This is a genomic window from Micromonospora auratinigra, assembly GCF_900089595.1.
Classification (GTDB): Bacteria; Actinomycetota; Actinomycetes; order Mycobacteriales; family Micromonosporaceae; genus Micromonospora; species Micromonospora auratinigra.
Window position 1 is genome coordinate 5,902,628 of the sequence record NZ_LT594323.1, and the last position, 19,135, is coordinate 5,921,762.

The window sequence follows — 19,135 nt, forward strand, 5'->3', positions numbered from 1 at the left end:
GACGGCATCGCCTGGTCCCTCGCCTGACGCACCGCCGGCGGAGGTCCCGCCGGACCGCCGGCGACGGGCTCAAGGCCTATGGTCGATGGATGGCGGTCAGGCGGATAAAGCCCAACATCCTCTCCGACGACTTCGAGGGGAGCCGACGCTTCTACCGGGACCTGATCGGGCTCGACGGCGGCGACGGGCTCGACTGGATCCTCTTCTTCCGGGGCGACGTGCGCGAGGTCGGTCTCTCGGTGACCCGGCTGGACGTCGAGGCGGGTGTCCACGCCGACGTGTCGATCGAGGTGGACGATCTCGACGACGTCTTCGCCCGCTGCACCGCTGCCGGCGCGGAGATTGTCTATCCGATCACCGACGAGCCGTGGGGGCTGCGCCGGTTCTTCGTCCGGGACCCGAACGGCGCGGTGATCAACGTGACCCAGCACCACGAGTAACGGTGGCCGGGGAGCCGTGCCTTGCTACTCTTTCGTTGACGGTACTACGCATTCCGCAGTAGTGTGCGGAGCGTGGACACCACCCAGCTCCTCAAGGGCGTGCTCGACCTCGCCGTGCTGGCCGTGCTGAGGGAAGAGGACGGCTACGGCTACGACATCCTCCGTCGGCTGCGCGAGGCCGGCCTGGAGGAGGTCGGCGACGCCTCGGTCTACGGCACGCTGCGCCGGCTCTTCGCCGCCGGGCTGCTCACCACGTACGTGGTGCCGAGCGAGGCCGGCCCGCACCGCAAGTACTACGCGCTGAACGCGGCCGGCCGGGACCAGCTCGCCCGCTCCGGCAAGACCTGGCGTTCCTTCGCCACCACCATGGACGCACTGCTCGACGATCGGGGGATGGCGGCATGACCGTCACTGGGCAGGAGATCACGGACTACGTCGACCGGGTACGGGCCGCGCTGGCCGACCTGCCGCCGACCGTCCGTGACGAGTTGACCGAGGACCTGCCGGAACACCTCACCGAGGTGGCGGCCGAGGCCGAGGGCACGCTGGTCGACCGGCTGGGCGAGCCCGAGGCGTACGCGGCCGAGCTGCGCGCCGCCGCCGGCGCGGAGAGCGGCGTCCGCCCGGGGCTGCTCGGCCGTCGGCTGGCCGGCGTCCGGACCCGGAGTGGCACCCAGCTGCGCGCCCTGGACCGGCAGCTCGGCCCGCTCTTCGGGTACGCCTCGGTGAGCGAGTTCCTCCGCCTGCTGCGCCCGGCCTGGTGGGTGCTGCGCGGCTACCTGGCGGCGGCCCTGCTGGCCACGATGGCGGGCGGTGACCTGAGCCTGCTGCCCCGGCCGTTCCTCAGCGAGGTCGGCGGCCTCGTCCTGCTCGCCGCCGCCGTGCTCGGCTCGATCGCGCTCGGCCGCAACGCGGACCGGCTGCGCGGCTGGCCGCGCCGGCTGACCGGGCTGGGTACCGTCGTGCTGGCGTTCTTCGGCCTGGTCCTCCTGGTCAACCTGGACGAGCGTTCGCAGCGTGACGGCTTCGGCTACCAGGAGGTCTCGGTCGGCGACCGGTACGACTCGATCCAGGACGTCTTCGTCTACGACGAGTCGGACCGGCTGGTGACCAACGCCCGGCTCTTCGACCAGAACGGGGTGCCGATCCGGCTCGGCTGGCCCACCTGTGACCGCCCGCACGCCGCCGGTCTGCCGCGCGACAGCTACCCGTACTGCCCGGAGCAGGCCCCGTACGCGCCGGTCCCCCCGCCCGGCCCGGCCCACGGCGTGACCTCGACCCCGACCGCGCCGGCCGCCCCCACGGGTGGTGCCACCCCGACCCCGGCCGACCCGAGCGCCCCGGCCCCGGCCACCCCGGACCCGTCCGCGCCCACCCCGGTGCCGACCCGCTGAATCCACCGCGCGCAGGGGTGCCCGCCGACCGGCCGGCACCCCTGCGTGTCGTCCATGATGGACGTCACGTCGGACGGGGACACCCGCCGGCCATCCGCTCGCTACCGTGTCGTCCTCACCTCGACACTCGCGAGAGGACCGCCCGTGCCGGAGCAGGCCGCCCCCGGGACCGAACCCGCACCTCCCTCGGCGGCCGGAGCGCCGCCCGTCGGGGAGCCGGCCGCGACGGAGCCCACCGCCGCCGCGCCGGCCGAGCCGGAAGAGGTGGGCGCGGAGTCGGCCCGCCCGTCGCCGGCCGGTGCCGTGCTGGGCGTGCTGGTGCTGCTCCTGGGGCTGGCCAGCGTGCTGCTGGTGCTGCTGCGGCTGCCCATCGGCCCGGGGCGTGACCTGCGCGAGGCGTTCGGCGGCGACGGGACCGCCGGTGCGGCCGTGGGCGACTGCGTGGCGGAGTTGCCCGTGGTGGCGGGCGCCGCGGCGACGTCGGCCGACGACGCCCGGGTGGTGTCCTGCGCCGCCACCGACGCCGCGTACTCGGTGGTCGGCCGGGTGCGGGACGCGGCGGCCGCCCGGGACCGCTCGGCGACCGGGTGCCGGCCCTACTTCCGTACCGGCGACGAGGAGTACGTCCTCTACCGCGTCGGCGACGACGGGGACGGCTATCTGCTCTGCCTCGTCCGCCGCGCGAACGGGAGGTGAATGCCACTCGTCGCGCGTCTTCCCCGGGCCGGTTACCGCGTGGCAGGCTACCCGCACGTAGGACCACTGGGCGACCAGCCAACGATGACTGACCGCTAGGAGGACGGGCCAATGGGCGAGATGGTGAGCTTCACCGGCAACGGGGGGACGAGCGAGGGGTATCTCGCGATACCCTCCGGCGGTGCGGCCAGCCCGGCGGTCATCGTCATCCAGGACTGGTGGGGTCTGGTGCCCCACGTACGGGCCGTGGTGGACCGCTTCGCCGACGCCGGCTTCGTCGCCCTCGCGCCGGACTTCCGGCACGGCGGGCCGGCCAGCAAGCCGAGTGAGCCCCGCCAGATGCTGAACAGCACCCAGATGGACGAGGCGGCCACCGACATCGCCGCCGCGGCCGAGTACCTGGCCGGCCGCCCCGAGGTCGCCGGCAAGGTCGGCTGCGCCGGGTTCTGCGCCGGTGCCAGCCTGGCCCTCTGGTCCGGCACGTTCTCCGAGCGGATCGTCGCCACCGCCGGCTTCTACCCCCGGCTGCCCTGGGACGACATGCGCACCGACTGGACCGACTACGCCGGCAAGGCCGCCCTCATCCACTGCTCCGAGGCGGACGGCCTCTCCGCCGCCGACGGCGTGCAGAGCGTCTGCCGGGCCATCGAGACGGCCGGCGGCACCTGCCAGACCTACGACTACCCGGGCACCGCGCACGCCTTCTTCAACGAGGACCGGCCGGAGCACTTCGACCAGCGCGCGGCCGCCACCGCCTGGGCCCGTACGTTGGAACTCTTCCGGGCCCGGCTTGGCTGAGCCGCGTACCCCCGCCGAGGTGGTCGCCCGCGCCGCGCGGGCGACCGACCTGGCCGACCTCGACGGCGCGGTGAGCGACTGCTTCGCCTGCCCGCGCCTGGTCACCTGGCGCGAGGAGGTCGCCCGCACGAAGCGGGCGGCCTTCCGGGACCAGGAGTACTGGGGCCGACCGGTCCCCGGCTTCGGCCCGGCCGACGCCCGGATCGGCATCCTCGGTCTCGCGCCGGCCGCGCACGGCGGCAACCGCACCGGGCGGATCTTCACCGGTGACCGCTCCGGGGACGTGCTCTTCGCCGCGCTGCACCGGGCCGGCCTGGCCAACCAGCCGACCAGCGTCGCGGCCGACGACGGCCTGGCCCTGCGGCACACCCGGATCTTCGCCGCCGTGCGCTGCGCCCCGCCGGACAACAAGCCCACCCCGGCCGAACGGGACACCTGCGCGCCCTGGCTGCACCGCGAGGTGACGCTGATCCGGCCCACGCTGCGCGTGGTGGTCGCGCTGGGCGCGTTCGCCTGGGCCGCCTGGTGGCCGGTGGTGCGCGCGGTGTACGGGCAGCGCCCGCCCACGCCGCGCCCGGCGTTCGGCCATGGGGCACACTGGTCCGGCGGGTCCGCGCCGGAGCTGCTCGGCTGCTATCACGTCAGCCAGCAGAACACCTTCACCGGTCGGCTGACCCCGCAGATGCTGGACACGGTGTTCGCCCGGGCGAAGCAGTTGGCCGGGGTGGACTGAGGAATGCGTGGGGCGGTGGGATGGACCTCGGCGTGCTGCGCAGGTGGTGGCCGGTCGCTGCGGTGATCCTGCTGCTCGGGGTCGCGGCGCTGGCCGCCGGGCACTCCTCGGTGGGCGCGAGCCGCATCCCGCCCGCCGCCGACACCATCCCGTACGTGCCGGACTACCCCACCGCCGAGCCGGCCGCCTCGATCCCGGTCGAACCGCGCGACGCCGGCCCGGCCACCTCCGGCGAGATCCCCCGGTGGATCCTCTGGACGGCCCTCGCGGTGCTCGTCCTCGGCGCCCTCGTCGTCGTCGGCTACGTACTGTGGACGGTGCTCGGCGGGGCGCTGCGCCGGACCACCCGCGCGGTGCCGACGCAGCGGACCCGGCGTACCGCCGAGGGCACCGCCCGCGAGGTGGTCGCCGCGCTCGACGCCGGCCTGGAGGAGTTGGACGACCGGGCCACCGACCCGCGGACCGCGGTGATCGCCTGCTGGGTCCGGCTGGAGGAGGCCGCCGAGGAGGCCGGGGTGCCCCGGCGGGCCGGCGACACCCCCACCGACCTGGTCGGCCGGCTGCTCACCGGCGACCCGGCCGCCGGGGTCCCGGCGATCGCCAGCGTCGACGTGCTGGACGGCTTCGCGCACGTCTACCGCGAGGCCCGGTACGCCACGCACACCGTCGACGAGCGGATGCGCGACCAGGCCCGGGCGGCGCTGCGCCGGCTGCGTGGCGAGCTGACCAGCCTGGCGGCCACCGGCGGGGACGAGGCGCCGGCATGAGCACCAGCATCGACGAGCTGCTGTCGTTCGGCGAGGAGCCCGCCGACGGGCCGGCTGACGACCGGGCCGGTCGCTGGCGCTGGCTGCCCCGGCTGCTCGGGGTCACCGCCGCGATCGTGGTGGTGGTACTGGTCGTCCTGCGGGCGGTCGGCCTGCAACTGTCGCTCTGGATCCTGGTGGCCGGCGTCCTCGCGGTCCTCGCGGTCCGCCGGGTGACCCGGGAGCTGTCGCCCCCGCCGCCGCCCCGCGCCGGTGGCCGGGCCCCGGCCGGCGAGGAGCCGGAGACCTGGAACTGGGGTGCCCGGGACGCGCTCGGCACCGCGATCAACGGCTGGCGGGTGCCGCTGGACTGGTCCGCCACCCGACCCGAGCGGTTCACCAAGGTGATCCTGCCCCGGATCGGTGAGCTGGCCGACGAGCGGTTGCGCCAGCGGCACGGCATCACCCGCGAATCCGATCCGGCCCGCGCCCGCACCGTCCTGGGGGAGCGCCTGTGGACGTTCCTGGACACCCCCTCCCGCCGCCCCCCGACGCCGCGCGACCTCGCGGCGATCGTCGCCGAACTGGAGAAACTGTGATGAACGACGTGGACCGGAGCATGGCCCCCGCCGAGGTGGGCCGGCTGGCCCGGGCGGTGCTGGACGCGGTCGGCACGGTCGTGGTCGGCAAGCGGGACGCCCTGGAGCTCGTCCTCGCCGGCATCCTGGCCGGCGGCCACGTGCTGCTGGAGGACCTGCCCGGCCTGGGCAAGACGCTGACCGCGCGCTCGTTCGCCCAGGCCCTCGGGCTCGACTTCCGCCGGCTCCAGTTCACCCCGGACCTGCTCCCCGCCGACGTCACCGGCTCCTTCCTCTACGACCAGCGCAGCGGCGACTTCAGCTTCCGCGCGGGGCCGGTCTTCACCAACCTGCTGCTCGCCGACGAGATCAACCGGACGCCGCCGAAGACCCAGTCGGCGCTGCTGGAGGCGATGCAGGAGAAGCAGGTCTCGGTGGAGGGCGTCACCTACCGGCTGGACGAGCCGTTCCACGTGCTCGCCACCGCCAACCCGATCGAGTACGAGGGCACGTACCCGCTGCCGGAGGCGCAGCTCGACCGGTTCCTGCTGCGGGTGTCGTTCGGCTATCCGGACCACGACGAGGAGTGGGAGGTGCTGCAACGACGGATCGCCCGCCGCCGCGAGGAGGCCGAGATCAAGCCGGTGGTGGACGCCGCCACCCTGCGCGCCATGCAGGCCGCGCTGGAGGAGGTGGTGGTCGAGGACTCCGTCGGCCGCTACATCGTGGCGCTCACTGCGGCCACCCGGGAGCACCCGTCCGCGCTGGTGGGCGCCTCGCCGCGCGGTTCGCTGGCGCTGCTGCTGCTGGCCCGGGTCCGGGCGGTGCTCGCCAACCGTGACTACGTGGTGCCGGAGGACGTCAAGGCGGTGGCGGTGCCCGCCCTGGCGCACCGGATCACGCTGCGGCCGGAGATGTGGCTGCGCCGGGTCGACCCGTCCTTCGTGGTCGGCGAGGTGCTGGAGTCCACGCCCGCCCCGGCCAGCGGCGCGCTGCCCAGCCACGTGTCCGTCGGACGCTGATGGCCGACCGTCTGGAGCCGACCGGCGGCTGGGCGCCCACCCGGGCGCTCGGCCGGGCCGTGCTGCTCACCGGGGTGCTGCTCGTCGCGGCCGTGCTGCTCGGCCGGATCGACCTGGTGGTGCTGGCCGCGCCGTTCGCGCTGGGCACCGCGTACGGGTTGCGCCGCCGGCCCGCCACCCTGCCCGAGCTGGAGCTGAGCGCCGGGGACGAACACCTGGTCGAGGGCTCCCCGATGGGGGCCGCCGTCACCGTCGCCAACTCCGACGGCGTGCCCTACGACGTCGCGGTGGTACGCACCCGGATGTCCCGGTGGCTGCGGGTGGAGAAGGCGGCGTTCGGTGGCGCGGGGGTCGACGTCAGCCGCTCCGGCGGAGCCGACCGGCCGTTCGTGACGTCCGTGCCACCCGGTTCCGCCGTGGACGTGGCCCTGACCGGGACGGCGCTGCGCTGGGGCCGGCACCCGATCGGCCCGGCCGGCACCCGGGTGGCCGTGGCCGACGGGCTGCTGGTGTCCCGGGCGGTGCTCAGCGACCCGGTACGGACCCGGGTCTACCCGCGCACCGAGCCGTTCGAGGCGGTCGAGGCGATGCCCCGGGCCGCCGGCCTGGTGGGCGGGCACCGGTCCCGCCGGCCGGGGGAGGGCGGCGAGCTGGCCGGGGTACGCGTCTTCGGCCCCGGCGACCGGCTGCGCCGGATCGACTGGCGGGTGTCGCTGCGGGCCCGGCAGTTGCACGTCGCGGCCACCCTCTCCGACCGGGACGCCGAGGTGGTGGTGCTGCTCGACGTGCTGGCCGAGGCGGGGCGCTCGGGCGGGGTGGCGGGTCCGGCCTCGGTGCTGGACACCACGGTCCGGGCGGCGGCCGCGATCGCCGAGCACTACCTGCACCGGGGCGACCGGGTGGCGCTGCTGGAGTACGGTCCGGCCGCCCGCCGGCTGCGCCCCGCCACCGGTCGCCGGCAGTACCTGACCGTGCTGGAGTGGCTGCTCGACGTCCAGGCCGAGTCCTCCCCGCACGAGCCGTACGACCAGGTGTTCGGTCCGCAGCTGCTCTCCTCGGACGCGCTGGTGGTGGTGCTCACCCCGCTGCTCGACGAGCGCTCGGCGCAGATGCTGGCCCGGATGGCCCGGGGCGGCCGGTTCGTGGTGGCGGTGGACACCCTGCCGACCGAGCTGCCCACCCCGAAGGACCGGGACTGGGCGGAAGTCGCGTACCGGCTGTGGCGGCTGGACCGGGACACCATGATCGGCCAGCTCCGGGAGCACGGCGTGCCGGTGGTGGGCTGGGCCGGCGCGGGCAGCCTCGACCAGGTGCTGCGCGACGTGGCCCGGCTGGCGACGGCCCCGAGGGTCGGTGGCCGGTGAGTGCGAGGAACGCAGCGCAGCGGAGTCCCGCAGTCGCGAACGAAGGGCCAGTCGTGAGCGAAGGTTGGCTCCGGTGAACGAGCTGATGGCGGGGCTGAACGAGCGGCTGCGGGCCGCCCGGTTCGCGGTGCGCCGGATCAGTCCGACCCCGCTGCTGATCCGCGCCGGAATCTTCCTCACCGTGCTGGTCGGTCTGCTGGTCGCGTACCCGGTGCAGGCCTTCGTGCCGCGTGCGCTGCTGGCGCTGACGGTGGTGGCGGCGCTGCCGGCCGTCGCGCCGCGCCGGGTCTGGCCCACCTTCACCGCGCTGGTGACGGTCGGTGGCTGGCTGCTCGCCACCCTCGGGTTCGACCGGCCGCCGGCGCTGTGGCGGCTGCTCACGGTGGCGACGTTGCTCTACCTGGCGCACACCCTCTGCGCGCTCGCCGCGCTGTTGCCCTACGACGCGGTGGTCGACCCGGACCTGGTGCTCCGGTGGTTGGGCCGGGCCGGCGGGGTGGTGCTGGCGAGCGCGGTGCTCGGGGTGGTGCTGGCGTGGCTCGGCGGCATCGGCGGGGACGGTGCGTCGCAGGCGGCGACCGTCGCCGGACTGCTGGTGGCGGTGGGTCTGAGCGCCCTGCTGGCCTGGCTGATGCGGCGCAGATAGTGGGACACCGACGCGCGTTGCGCAGGTCACAGGGGTTGTGCTCCGTCACAGATGGGGGTCTCGGACGGGATTAGCCGAGCCGCCCGGGGAAAGATAGATGACGTGAATCCGAAGCGGATCCTTGTCGTTGGTGCCGGGCACGTGGGCCTGTACGCCGCTCTGCGCCTGTCCAAGAAGCTGAGCCGTCGCGAGGCCGAGGTCATCGTCGTCGACCCCCAGCCGCACATGACCTACCAGCCGTTCCTCCCCGAGGCCTCGGCGGGCAACATCTCGCCCCGGCACGCGGTGGTGCCGCTGCGGCGGGAGTTGCGCAAGTGCACGGTGGTGGCCGGCACGGTCACCCGGATCGACCACGACCGCAAGACCGCGATCGTGCAGCCGATCAGCGGCCCGACCCGGGAGATCCAGTACGACCACGTGGTCGTCGCCCCCGGCTCGGTCTCCCGCACCCTGCCGATCCCGGGCCTGCACGAGCAGGGCATCGGGTTCAAGACCATCGGTGAGGCCATCTTCCTGCGCAACCACGTGCTGGACCGGCTCGACGTGGCGGCTGCCACGACCGACCCGGAGGTGCGGCGGCGGGCGCTGACCTTCTGCTTCGTCGGCGGCGGCTACGCCGGCATCGAGGCGCTGGCCGAGATGGAGGACATGGCCCGGGACGCGCTGCGCTACTACCCGGAGCTGGAGCCGAAGGACATGCGTTGGGTCCTCGTCGAGGCCACCCAGCGGGTGCTGCCCGAGGTCGACCGGGACATGGGCGCCTACACGGTGCAGCAGCTGCTGAAGCGGGACATGGACATCCGGCTGGACACCCGCCTGGAGTCCTGCGTCGACGGCGTGGTGAAGCTCTCCGACGGGGACAGCTTCCCGGCCGACACCATCGTCTGGACGGCCGGCGTCAAGCCGTCGCCGATGCTTGACGCGACCGACTTCCCGCGCGACGAGCGCCGCCGGGTCACCTGCCTGCCCACCCTCCAGGTGGTCGACGGCGACCGGGTGATCGAGGGCGCCTGGAGCGCCGGTGACTGCGCCGCGGTGCCGGACCTGACCAAGGAGCCGGGCAACTTCTGCTCGCCGAGCGCCCAGCACGCGGTCCGGCAGGCCGCCCGGATGGCCGACAACATCGCGAACGTGGTGCGCGGCCGCGAGCCGGTCGACTACAAGCACAAGCACGCCGGCAGCGTGGCCAGCCTCGGCCTGCACAAGGGCGTCGCGCAGGTCTACGGCGTGAAGATGACCGGCTGGCCGGCGTGGTTCATGCACCGGACGTACCACATGTCGCGGATCCCGTCGTTCAACCGCAAGGTCCGGGTCGTGGTCGACTGGAGCCTGGCGTTCTTCCTCAAGCGTGAGGTGGTTGCCCTGGGGCAGCTGCACGACCCGCGCGAGGAGTTCGTCGAGGCCTCCGCCCCGGTCGGCGCCGCCCGCTGATCCCGTTCGACACAGGGCCCCTCCCGCTGCCGCGGGCGGGGCCCTCGTCGCGCCAGCGCCCCCGCACTGATTCACGGAAAGAGTGGCCATCCAGCGCCGGATGGCCACTCTTTCCGTGAATCAGCGGGGCGGGCGGGGTGGGGCGTGGGCGCGCGCGGGGTCAGAAGCGCCAGGTCCAGGCGTCGGCGACGCGGGTGCCGGGGCGGGCGAAGAGCTGTTCCAGGGTGCGGCGCAGGGTCTGCGCGTGCGGCGCGTCGTCGGTCACGGCCACGCAGGAGGCATCCCAGAAGGCCACGTCCCGGGCCGCCTGCCGGCGCTGCTGGTCGCCGATCGCCGGGGCCACCCCGCGCTTGGCGACGTCGGCCAGCAGGGCCGAGGTGGGGCGCTTGTAGGTGCCCATCACCGCCGAGCCGTCCCTGCCGTACGGGCCGATGAAGAAGCCCTCCGGCATGCCGAAGGCGGCGTTCGCCGCGGTGCCCCAGCGCATCGGCCAGGGCTCCCCCGGGGTGGCCGGGGGCACCGGCACCAGCACCCCGCCGGGGCGTACGCACTGCCGCCAGTGGCCGCCGCTGACGAACTCGGGCAGCGCCGGCCGGTCGACCGTGGGCAGCGGCGCGGGAAGGACGCTCAACAGCGCCGCGCCCACCGCCAACGGCACCAGCCGCCGGGCCCGACCCCGCTCGGCCAGCGCCCGGTCCACGGCGAGCGCGAGCACGGTCCCGGCCAGCGGCAGCACCGCCAGCGCGAACCGCATCGGCAGCGCCCCGTCCACCACCGGCAGCCCGGCCAGCAGGGCGTACGGGCCGGGCACCCCGGTCCGCTCGCCGGCCACCACCACCTCGGGGCCGAGCGACAGCAGGGCCGTCACCACCCCGCCGGTCACGCAGGCGGCGACCAGTGGCCGGCGCCCCAGCCAGCCGGCGCAGCCGACCACGACCAGCAGCAGCGGCCAGCCGAGGAAGGCGTTGTACTCGGCCGGCCCGGTGGTCAACCGGGCCGAGGCGGCACTGCCCAGCACGGCGAGCGGCGAGAGGGTCGTCCAGCTGGTCAGGTCGGCGGAGAAGTAGTCCGGGCTGAACATGCCGTCGTGCACCCCCTGCGGCCCGGCGAACTGGTGCCAGAGCGGGTACGCGAGCACCATCAGGGCCAGCCCGGCGGCCAGCATCAGCCCGCCGGCGAAGGCGGGCAGGGCCCGGCGCAGCAGCGCCCGGTCGGCCAGCCCGTACGCGACGGCCAGCACCAGCAGGGTGAGCGCGGTGAGGAAGAGCACCTCCTCGCCGACGAAGACCTGCACGATCACCACCAGGGCCAGCCCGACGGCCGAGCCGACCAACCGGCGGCGGTCCGGCCCGTCCCGACCGGCCGGGTCGGCGGCCCGCAGCAGCCGGACCACCAGCCAGACGATCAGCGGCACCAGCCACTGCGCGGTCATGTGCAGGTGGGCGTTGCTCTGCGAGACCATGCCGGGACCGAAGCCGCAGAGCGCCGCGCCGAGCCCGGCGGCGGCCCGGCGGACCCCCAGCGTCCGGGTGAACAGCAGGTACCAGGCGACCGCCGTGCCGGCCAGGTTCCCGGCGACCAGCAGCGCGAAGCTGACCGGGGCGCCGCAGAGCAGGGTGACCGGGGCGAACAGCACCCCCAGCGCGATCACCGAGGTGTTGGCCAGCAGGTTGACCCCGTCCGGCGCGTTGAGCCGGTCGGTGAGCAGGCCGAAGTCGCCCCGCAGGGCCCGCGAGTCGACGGCGAGGAACCACTCGTAGAGGGTCTGGTCGGCGGGGTTGAGCGCGAGGGTCCGCTGTCCCGGGGCCGGCCAGAGGCCGTGGGTGAGCCACCCGGCCAGCAGCACGAAGAGCAGCGCGACGAACAGGTCCGCGCGGTGCCGGACGACGGTGGTCAGCAGCCGGCCCGTCCGGGCCGGCCGGACGGCCGGCGGGTCGGCGAGCAGGGTCCGGCCGGGCTCGGGCCCGGGGGCCGCGGGGGCGGTGCTGGTCACGGCCTCGACCATAACGGCGGGGCCCGCACGGGGTACGCCGGGCCGCCGGGCAACGGTTACGGTGAGACCTGCACCGCCGCGTGTCGGCGCGCCGGTGTCACCCGCCCGGGTGGTGGAACGGCAGACACGGCCGCCTTAAAAGCGGCTGCCGCAAGGCGTGCGGGTTCGACCCCCGCCCCGGGCACGAGACTCTCAGGTTTCCCACAGCTTGGCACCCGGCGGTCGGGTGCGGGTCCCGTTTACCCTGGAGGGTGCACGTTCACGTGCATCGACCCCCTGAGGGAGGCCTGAGAAAGTGAAGACCTCGAACCCGGTGCTCGCCCGGCTCGGCCAGGCGGCCAACCGCGAGCGGGCGGCCGGGTACGCCCAGCCCGGGCCGTACGGTCAGCCCGGATATCCCCCGCAGTACCAGCCCTACCAGCAGTACCCGGCCGGCCCCGGCTACCCGGCCGCGCCGCCCACCGTGACCCCGATGACGGTCGACGACGTGGTCGTCAAGACGGTCACCCTGCTGGGCATCCTCGGCGTGACCGCCGCGGCCACCTGGGCGCTCCTGCCGGACCAGCTGCTCGGTGCGGCCTGGATCGGTGGCGCGATCGTCGGCCTGGTGCTGGGCCTGATCATCTCGTTCTCGCGGATGGCCAACCCGGCGCTGGTGGTGGCGTACTCCGTCGTCGAGGGTGTCTTCCTCGGCGCGGTGAGCAAGTTCTACGAGAGCCTCTACAACGGCATCGTGATCCAGGCCGTGGTGGCGACCTTCGGCGTCTTCTTCCTGATGGCGATGCTCTACAAGGCACGCGCCATCCGGGCCACCCCGAAGTTCGCCCGCATCATGATCGCCGTGATGGGCGGCCTCTTCGCGGTCATGCTGATCAACCTGGTGCTCGCGCTCTTCGGCATCAACACCCACCTGCGCGACGGTGGGCCGCTGGCCATCGGGTTCAGCCTGGTCTGCATCGTGGTCGCCGCGCTGAGCTTCGTGCTCGACTTCGACAACATCGAGCAGGGCGTCCGGATGGGCCTGCCGCAGCGCTACTCCTGGACGGCCGCCTTCGGCATCGTGGTCGGCCTGGTCTGGCTCTACCTGGAGTTCCTGCGCCTGCTCAGCTACTTCCAGGGCGACGACTGACCCGTCGTACCCCGACGACGCCCGCCTGCCGCGACCGCGGCGGCGGGCGTCGCCGTTTTCCCGTCGCCGCCGGGCCGCCCGGGGCAGAGTGGTCAGCGGGGGTACGTCGGCGAGGAGGTCGCGGTGCGCAGTGCCAATCCGGTGCTGGACCGGCTGGACGACGTCGGCCGGGCGGAACGCCGGGTGCTCGGCGTGGGCGCCGTCGAGGCGATGACCGTGGCCGACGTGGTGAGCCGCACGGTCGGCCTGCTGCTGCTCACCGGCGTCACGGCGGCGCTCGCCTGGGCGTTGGTGCCGGCGGCGGGCTGGCTGCCGGCGGCGCTGGCCGGCAGCGCGCTGGCCAGCCTCGTGCTGGTGCTGGTCATCTCCCTGAAGCAAATCACCAATCCCGCGCTGATCGCCGGGTACGCGGTGCTCCAGGGGCTGCTGCTCGGGGTGGCCAGCCGGGCCTTCGAGCTGATCTACCCGGGCATCGTGGCGCAGGCGGTGGTCGGCACCTTCGGCGTCTTCCTCGGCATGGCACTGCTCTACCGGGCGCGGATCGTCCGGGCCACCCCGCGGCTGGCCCGCTTCGTCCTCGGCACCCTCGTCGGGATCCTCGCGATCGGCCTGGTCAACCTGGTCACCTACCTGTTCACCGGGCGGCAGGGGGTGACCGCCTACAGCCTGAGCGGGCAGGTCGGCTGGCTGCCGTACGTCTTCTCGGTGGTGGCGATCATCGCCGGGGCGTTCAGCTTCGTGCTCGACTTCGACCTGGTCGAGCGTTCGGTCCGGGCCGGCCTGCCCCGCCGCTACGCCTGGTACTGCGCCTTCGGCCTGCTGGTCGGATTGATCTTCCTGTACTGGCAGGTCCTGCGCCTGCTCAGCTACGTGCGCCGCTGAGCGCTCGGCGCGACCCGGAACCGGCAGGTGACGGTGGCGGCTGCGCCGCGCGGCGGCCCGGAGCCGTCGTAGACTCGGCCGCGATGAGCGCAGCGGAACTGGACCGGGCGGTGGAGCTGCTGGTCCGTCAGGTCGGGCACTGGCAGCAGCCCCGCTGGTCGGCGCCGGCCGAGGGCGGCAACGTGTCCCGGGCCGACCTGGTGCACAAGCTGGTGCAGGAGATCGCCAACCTGGCCGCCGACGCCGAGGGGGAGCCGCGCCGGCAGGTGCCCCGGCTCGGCAGCGACCTCGCCCTGCCCGACCAGCTCCGGGTGGTCGCCGCCGACCTGGTGGCGGCCGGCGCGCCGGAGCCGGTGCTCGCCGAGGCGGCCGGCACGGTGACCGCGACCCGCGCCGCGCTCTGACCGGCCGCGCCGCGCCCTGGCCGGCCGCGCCGCGCCCTGGCCCGACGGGCCGCGCTGACCGGCCGCGCCGCGCTCAGGCCGGACGCTCGCCGCGCGGACACCGACGCCCGCGGCGGGGCCTCACCGCGTCAGCCAGCGCCGGACCTCGCGCCGTCGGGCCCGGCGCGCCGCTTGGCGCAGCGCCGGCACGTCCCGCTCGGCCGAGTCGGCCTGCCGGGCGTGCAGCAGCCCGTAGGTGAAGGTGTTCTCCCCGTCGGCGTACGCGGCCAGCGCCGCCCGGCGCAGCGCGTCCCGGGCCACCACCGAGTCCTGGTGCGCGCCGAGCTCGTCCTGGAGCCGCTTGAGTCGCCGGCGCAGCCGGGTGGCGGGCTTCCCGACGGCCGGCTCCCGCACCTCGACCGCGTACCGGGCCCGCTTGTACGCCTTGCGCGCCTCGTGCAGCGCCACGTCCTCGCCACCGGCGGCGAGCGCCCGGTCCAGCCGCCGGTCGGCCCGGGTCACCGCACGCCGGACCCGGCGGGCGATCCAGCGCTCGTCCGCGCGCCGCGCGGTCGGCCCCTCGGCGAGGCCGTCCAGCCGGCGCAGCAGCGCGGTGTACCGGTCGGAGTCGAGGGCCGCGCGCAGCTCGTCGAGGGCGGTGGCCAGCTCGGCGGCGAACCGCTCGGCGAGCCGGGCGGCGACCGGCCCGAGCACCAGCTCGTCGGGTTCCGCCCGGACGGCCGCGTCGAGCCGGGCGGCCAGCACCTGGACGTCGCGGACCGGGCCGAGCCGGCCACCCAGCCGGCGCAGCTCCGCCCGCACCTCCTCGCCCTCGCGCCGGTCCCACAACCCCCGGAAGGTACGCAGGGTGGAGCGGAGCCGGCGGACCGCGACGCGCATGTCGTGCACCGCGTCCGGGTCACCGTCGAGCACCCCGGGATGCCGGGCGATCAGCGCGTCACGCTGGGTGGCCAGGTGTGCGCGTACCGGATCGGTGGGTCCGGGGTCGGCGGCGGCGAGCCGGCCGGCGAGCGCCCGGTGGGACTTGGAGACCGGCACCGGGCGGGCCCCGGCCGCGCGCAGCCGGTCCTGCACCGCGTCGAGCAGCGCCTCGTCGCCGTCGACGAGTTCGACCTCCAGCTCGTGCCACGCCTGCCGTTCGCCGCTGACCAGGTCCTCGGCCTCGACGCTGTCCTCGGCGACCTCGGCCAGGATCCGCCCGGCCCCGTCGAGCAGGCGGCGTTCCCGGCGGCGGGTACGCACCCGTGCGGCCGGCGCCAGTGGTCCGCCCCGGGCGGCGGCCCGGACCAGGGCGACGAGTTCGGCAGGTGGGCCGGCGTCGTCCGGCCCGGCCGGGAACTGGTACTCGGTCCGGGCGCCGCCGGCCGCGCCGGTCTTCAGGTGCCAGCCCGCGTCGGGCCCGCCGCTGCGCCGGCGCAGCGCGCACCGGCCACGGGCCAGCCGCAGGTCCGGGGTGTCCAGGTAGACCGCGTCGAGGTCGTGGGCGGTGGCGTCGGACATCGTCACGACGCCACCGCACCCGGTCAGGTCGGGCAGCCGGAAACCCTCGTCGCCGGAGTACTTGCGTTCGCGTTCCACGACGGTCGCCATGGCGCGGACCGTACCCGGCCCCCGGCCCGGCGAACCGGCCTCAGTTCAGGCGCTCGAGCACCATCGCCATGCCCTGGCCGCCACCGACGCACATGGTCTCCAGACCGATGGTCCTGTCGTGCCACTCCAGGGCGTTGAGCAGGGTGCCGGTGATCCGGGCACCGGTCATGCCGAACGGGTGGCCGACGGCGATCGCGCCGCCCATCACGTTCAGCTTCTCCTCCGGGATGCCGAGCTGCCGGTAGGAGGGGATCACCTGGGCGGCGAACGCCTCGTTGATCTCGACCAGGTCGACGTCGTCGATGGTCATCCCGGCCCGGGCGAGCGCCTGCTTGGACGCCTCGACCGGCCCCAGGCCCATGATCTCCGGGGAGAGCGCGGTGACGCCGGTGGAGACGATCTTCGCGAGTGGAGTGAGGCCCAGCTCGCGGGCCCGCTGGGCGCTCATGACCACCACGGCGGCGGCCCCGTCGTTGAGCGGGCAGCAGTTGCCGGCGGTGATCCGGCCGTCCGGACGGAACACCGGCTTCAGGCCGGCCACGGCCTCCAGGGTCACCCCGGCGCGCGGGCCGTCGTCGGTGCTGACCACGCTGCCGTCGGGCGTGGTGACCGGGGTGATCTCCCGGGCCCAGAAGCCGTCGGCGATCGCCTTCTCGGCGAGGTTCTGGCTGCGTACCCCGAAGGCGTCCATGTCCTCGCGGGTGATGTCGTACGCCTGGGCCAGGTTCTCCGCGGTCTGCCCCATGGTCAGGTAGATGTCCGGGAGCTGGCCGGCCTCGCGCGGGTCGGTCCACACCGCGGCACCGGCCTGGGCGCGCGCCTCGGAGCGCTGCCGCGCCTCGGCGAAGCGCGGGTTCTCCCAACCGCCGCCGACCAGCGCCTGCGCCTCGGGCGGCAGGGTGTCGGAGTTGCCCCGGGCGTACCGGGAGACGGTCTCGACGCCGGCGGAGATGAAGACGTCGCCCTCACCGGCCCGGATCGCGTGCATCGCCATCCGGGTGGTCTGCAGCGAGGAGGCGCAGTAGCGGGTCAGCGTGGCGCCGGGCAGGCCGTCGAGCCCGAGCAGGGTGGCCACCACCCGGGCCATGTTGAAGCCCTGCTCACCGCCGGGCAGACCGCAGCCCAGGTAGAGGTCGTCGATGGTGGTGGGGTCGAGCCCGGGCACCTTGTCGAGCGCGGCCTGGACGATGGTGGCGGCGAGGTCGTCCGGGCGGACGTCCCGCAGGGAACCCTTGAACGCGCGGCCGATGGGGGACCGGGCGGTGGCGACGATGACGGCGTCGCGGGGCGACTCAATCGGCATGAACCAACGTTAACCCGCGGGTAACTTGTCGCGGTAGCTGGCCGGCGGGCGGGAAATGTCACCCCCGCCCGGCCGCGCTCAGTGGTGCCGGGAGGCCACCGTCGCCGCCGCCTCCACCGCCGGCAGCAGGGCGTGCGCCCAGACCCGGTAGCCGTCGGCGGAGGGGTGGTAGCCGTCGTGGCAGAGCGTCCCGGCGTCGGCGCGGAACACCGGGCCGGTCTCGGTGCCGAGGTCCACCACCGTGCCGCCGGCGTCCAGCACGGCGGCCGTCTGGGCCCGGGCGACCCGCCGGCCGGACCAGCCGAGCAGCTGACGCAGCGGGGCGGCGACCGCCCGCACCGCGCCCAGGTCGGGGCAGGTGCCCACGACCACCTCGACGTGCGCCTCGCGCAGCCGGCGCACCGCCGAGCCCAGGTAGGCCGCCGCGTCCGCCGGCCGGGCCAGCCCGGTGGCGTCGTTCGCCCCGATCAGGATCACCGCCACGTCGGGACGCTCGCCGAGCAGGGCCCGGGCCACCTGGGTGGCCAGGTCGGTGGAGCGGGAGCCGGAGACGCCGACGCTGGACAGGTGCACCCGCCGGCCGGTCGGTCCCTCGGTGAGCAGGTGGGCGAGCTGCCCGCCGACGGTCTCCTCGAAGCTGGTCACCCCGACGCCGAGCGCCGACGAGTCGCCGAGCAGGACCAGCCGCAGCGCCGGAGCGCCGGGCCGACCCACCGTGGCGCGCAGCGCCAGGCCCAGCTCGGGCTGGGCGTACTGCCGGTTGCGGGCGGCGATGGCCTGACCGGCCAGGACGGCCGCGCCGCCGACCGTGCCGGCGACCAGGGACAGGGCGGCGGCCCGGCCCCACCGTGCCACGAACTCGCTGCGCTCGGTCATGCCAGTCCCTCCAACTGGGGTGAGTCGGCGGCGGTGCCGGACGGTGGCACCGCGCCGACGCCGAAGAAGGCGCGCCGCCTCAGCTGCGCCCAGCGCCCGCCGGGACCCCGGTCGCGGCCCCGGACCTGGGCGCCGCTGACCTCGGTGCCGGCGTGCCGGGCCGCCTCGTGGGCCGCCTCCGGGAGCGACCGTACGCCTTCCGCGCCGGGGAACGAAGACCTGCGCTCCGCTCCGCTGCCCAGCGCGGAGAGCACGGTGGGCAGCAGCGCCGCCGCGGCCATCGCGTACCCCTCGGCGGACGGGTGGAACCGGTCCCAGGCGAACATCCGGCCCGGCTCGGCGGCGAACCGGGGACCGAGCAGGTCACCCAGGGAGACCGTCCAGCCGCCCGCCTCGACCACCGCGACCGTCTGGGCGGCGGCGAGCTGGCGGCTCCAGCGCCGGGCCAGCCAGCGCAGCGGGGGCTGGATCGGCCGGATCGCACCCAGGTCGGGGCAGGTGCCGACGACCACCGCGCAGCCGGCGGCCCGCAGTGTGCGCACGGCGTCGACCAGGTAGCGCACGGCGACCGCGGGCGGGGTCCGGTTGGTGACGTCGTTGCCGCCGATGAGGATCACCGCGACGTCGGGCTCGACCTCCAGGGCCGACTCGACCTGCGGCTTGAGGCCGGCGGAGAGGGAACCCACCACCGCGAACCGGTGCAGCCGGACCGGCCGGTGCAGCCGCCGGGACAGCCCGGTGGCCAGCAGCGCGCCGGGGGTCTCGCGGCGGCGGTGCACGCCGTAACCGGCGGCGGAGGAGTCACCGAGGATGACCATGGTGACCGGCGGGCCGGGGAACCGGGGGGCGTAGACGCCGTCGCAGCGTGGTGGGGGTGCCTCGGCCATCGGGATGGTGCGCCGGGCCTGCCGGGCCTGGCCGAGCAGCACCCCGCCGGTGGCGACGGTGGCCGCCACGGTGGCGCCCGTGCCGATCGCCGCCACCCGGGCGATCCGCCGGGCGCGCTGCCAGCCGGCGGGTGCGACGGAACCAGCGTCCCCCATGAGGTCGACATTATCGCGCCCCCACGACACCCGCTCTCCGATGATCGTCCGGCTGGGCGGGGACCGT

At 75.1% G+C, this 19,135-nt stretch carries 20 protein-coding genes and 1 tRNA gene; 16 read left to right on the top strand and 5 right to left on the bottom strand.

Features of this window, described 5'->3' with window-relative positions; genetic code table 11:
• The first annotated feature begins 89 nt into the window (after positions 1-89).
• The 12 genes from GA0070611_RS26935 (at position 90) to GA0070611_RS26990 (ending at position 9,848) form a co-directional block, all read left to right on the top strand.
• Positions 90-440, top strand: coding sequence for a VOC family protein (locus tag GA0070611_RS26935; protein ID WP_091670348.1), 351 nt, complete (start codon positions 90-92; stop codon positions 438-440).
• A 72-nt stretch (positions 441-512) separates the two neighbouring features.
• Positions 513-845 (top strand): PadR family transcriptional regulator, encoded by a 333-nt coding sequence (locus tag GA0070611_RS26940; RefSeq protein WP_091670351.1) that lies wholly within the window; start codon positions 513-515, stop codon positions 843-845.
• On the top strand, positions 842-1,834 hold the full coding sequence (locus tag GA0070611_RS31195; RefSeq protein WP_157740397.1) for an HAAS signaling domain-containing protein: 993 nt from the start codon (positions 842-844) through the stop codon (positions 1,832-1,834). Before GA0070611_RS26940 ends, GA0070611_RS31195 begins: the two co-directional genes overlap by 4 nt.
• A gap of 144 nt (positions 1,835-1,978) precedes the next feature.
• Positions 1,979-2,530: an LppU/SCO3897 family protein gene (locus GA0070611_RS26950; RefSeq protein WP_091670356.1), complete on the top strand. Its 552-nt coding sequence runs from the start codon at positions 1,979-1,981 to the stop codon at positions 2,528-2,530.
• A gap of 111 nt (positions 2,531-2,641) precedes the next feature.
• Entirely contained in the window at positions 2,642-3,328 is a 687-nt protein-coding gene (locus tag GA0070611_RS26955) for a dienelactone hydrolase family protein (RefSeq protein ID WP_091670360.1), read from the top strand.
• Positions 3,321-4,061: a uracil-DNA glycosylase gene (locus tag GA0070611_RS26960; RefSeq protein WP_407940393.1), complete on the top strand. Its 741-nt coding sequence runs from the start codon at positions 3,321-3,323 to the stop codon at positions 4,059-4,061. The genes GA0070611_RS26955 and GA0070611_RS26960 overlap by 8 nt, the downstream gene beginning before the upstream one ends.
• Before the next feature lie 20 nt (positions 4,062-4,081).
• Positions 4,082-4,828: a DUF4129 domain-containing protein gene (locus GA0070611_RS26965; RefSeq protein WP_091670367.1), complete on the top strand. Its 747-nt coding sequence runs from the start codon at positions 4,082-4,084 to the stop codon at positions 4,826-4,828.
• Positions 4,825-5,406: a hypothetical protein gene (locus GA0070611_RS26970; protein WP_091670370.1), complete on the top strand. Its 582-nt coding sequence runs from the start codon at positions 4,825-4,827 to the stop codon at positions 5,404-5,406. The genes GA0070611_RS26965 and GA0070611_RS26970 overlap by 4 nt, the downstream gene beginning before the upstream one ends.
• Positions 5,406-6,407 carry an AAA family ATPase gene (locus tag GA0070611_RS26975; protein WP_091670373.1) on the top strand — a complete coding sequence of 334 codons (1,002 nt, stop codon included), beginning with the start codon at positions 5,406-5,408 and terminating at the stop codon, positions 6,405-6,407. Before GA0070611_RS26970 ends, GA0070611_RS26975 begins: the two co-directional genes overlap by 1 nt.
• Positions 6,407-7,771 (top strand): DUF58 domain-containing protein, encoded by a 1,365-nt coding sequence (locus GA0070611_RS26980; RefSeq protein WP_091670378.1) that lies wholly within the window; start codon positions 6,407-6,409, stop codon positions 7,769-7,771. The genes GA0070611_RS26975 and GA0070611_RS26980 overlap by 1 nt, the downstream gene beginning before the upstream one ends.
• An 85-nt stretch (positions 7,772-7,856) precedes the next feature.
• Entirely contained in the window at positions 7,857-8,417 is a 561-nt protein-coding gene (locus tag GA0070611_RS26985; RefSeq protein WP_167604512.1) for a hypothetical protein, read from the top strand.
• Between the two features lie 102 nt (positions 8,418-8,519).
• Entirely contained in the window at positions 8,520-9,848 is a 1,329-nt protein-coding gene (locus tag GA0070611_RS26990; protein ID WP_091670385.1) for an NAD(P)/FAD-dependent oxidoreductase, read from the top strand.
• Positions 9,849-10,008: 160 nt separating this feature from the next.
• On the opposite strand, the gene GA0070611_RS26995 is transcribed toward GA0070611_RS26990, so the two are convergent.
• Entirely contained in the window at positions 10,009-11,841 is a 1,833-nt protein-coding gene (locus GA0070611_RS26995; RefSeq protein ID WP_231921235.1) for a hypothetical protein, read from the bottom strand.
• Positions 11,842-11,944: 103 nt separating this feature from the next.
• On the opposite strand from GA0070611_RS26995, the gene GA0070611_RS27000 reads away from it, so the two are divergent.
• From GA0070611_RS27000 to GA0070611_RS27015, 4 genes are all read left to right on the top strand, one after another.
• Positions 11,945-12,025: transfer RNA gene (locus GA0070611_RS27000), tRNA-Leu, on the top strand.
• Between the two features lie 111 nt (positions 12,026-12,136).
• The gene (locus tag GA0070611_RS27005) at positions 12,137-12,970 is read left to right on the top strand and encodes a Bax inhibitor-1/YccA family protein (RefSeq protein WP_091670393.1); all 834 of its coding nucleotides are present in this window, start codon (positions 12,137-12,139) and stop codon (positions 12,968-12,970) included.
• Between the two features lie 123 nt (positions 12,971-13,093).
• Entirely contained in the window at positions 13,094-13,852 is a 759-nt protein-coding gene (locus GA0070611_RS27010; protein WP_091670396.1) for a Bax inhibitor-1/YccA family protein, read from the top strand.
• An 83-nt stretch (positions 13,853-13,935) separates the two neighbouring features.
• On the top strand, positions 13,936-14,256 hold the full coding sequence (locus tag GA0070611_RS27015) for a hypothetical protein (protein ID WP_091670399.1): 321 nt from the start codon (positions 13,936-13,938) through the stop codon (positions 14,254-14,256).
• Positions 14,257-14,376: 120 nt separating this feature from the next.
• On the opposite strand, the gene GA0070611_RS27020 is transcribed toward GA0070611_RS27015, so the two are convergent.
• From GA0070611_RS27020 to GA0070611_RS27035, 4 genes are all read right to left on the bottom strand, one after another.
• Positions 14,377-15,846 (bottom strand): CYTH and CHAD domain-containing protein, encoded by a 1,470-nt coding sequence (locus tag GA0070611_RS27020; protein WP_091670402.1) that lies wholly within the window; start codon positions 15,844-15,846, stop codon positions 14,377-14,379.
• A gap of 40 nt (positions 15,847-15,886) precedes the next feature.
• Positions 15,887-17,149, bottom strand: a complete 1,263-nt coding sequence (locus tag GA0070611_RS27025; protein WP_091670407.1) for an acetyl-CoA C-acetyltransferase — start codon at positions 17,147-17,149, stop codon at positions 15,887-15,889.
• Between the two features lie 78 nt (positions 17,150-17,227).
• A complete protein-coding gene (locus tag GA0070611_RS27030) occupies positions 17,228-18,025 on the bottom strand; it encodes an SGNH/GDSL hydrolase family protein (RefSeq protein ID WP_091670411.1) in 798 nt (265 codons plus the stop codon).
• Positions 18,022-19,068 (bottom strand): SGNH/GDSL hydrolase family protein, encoded by a 1,047-nt coding sequence (locus tag GA0070611_RS27035; RefSeq protein WP_091670414.1) that lies wholly within the window; start codon positions 19,066-19,068, stop codon positions 18,022-18,024. Before GA0070611_RS27035 ends, GA0070611_RS27030 begins: the two co-directional genes overlap by 4 nt.
• Between the last annotated feature and the right edge of the window lie 67 nt (positions 19,069-19,135).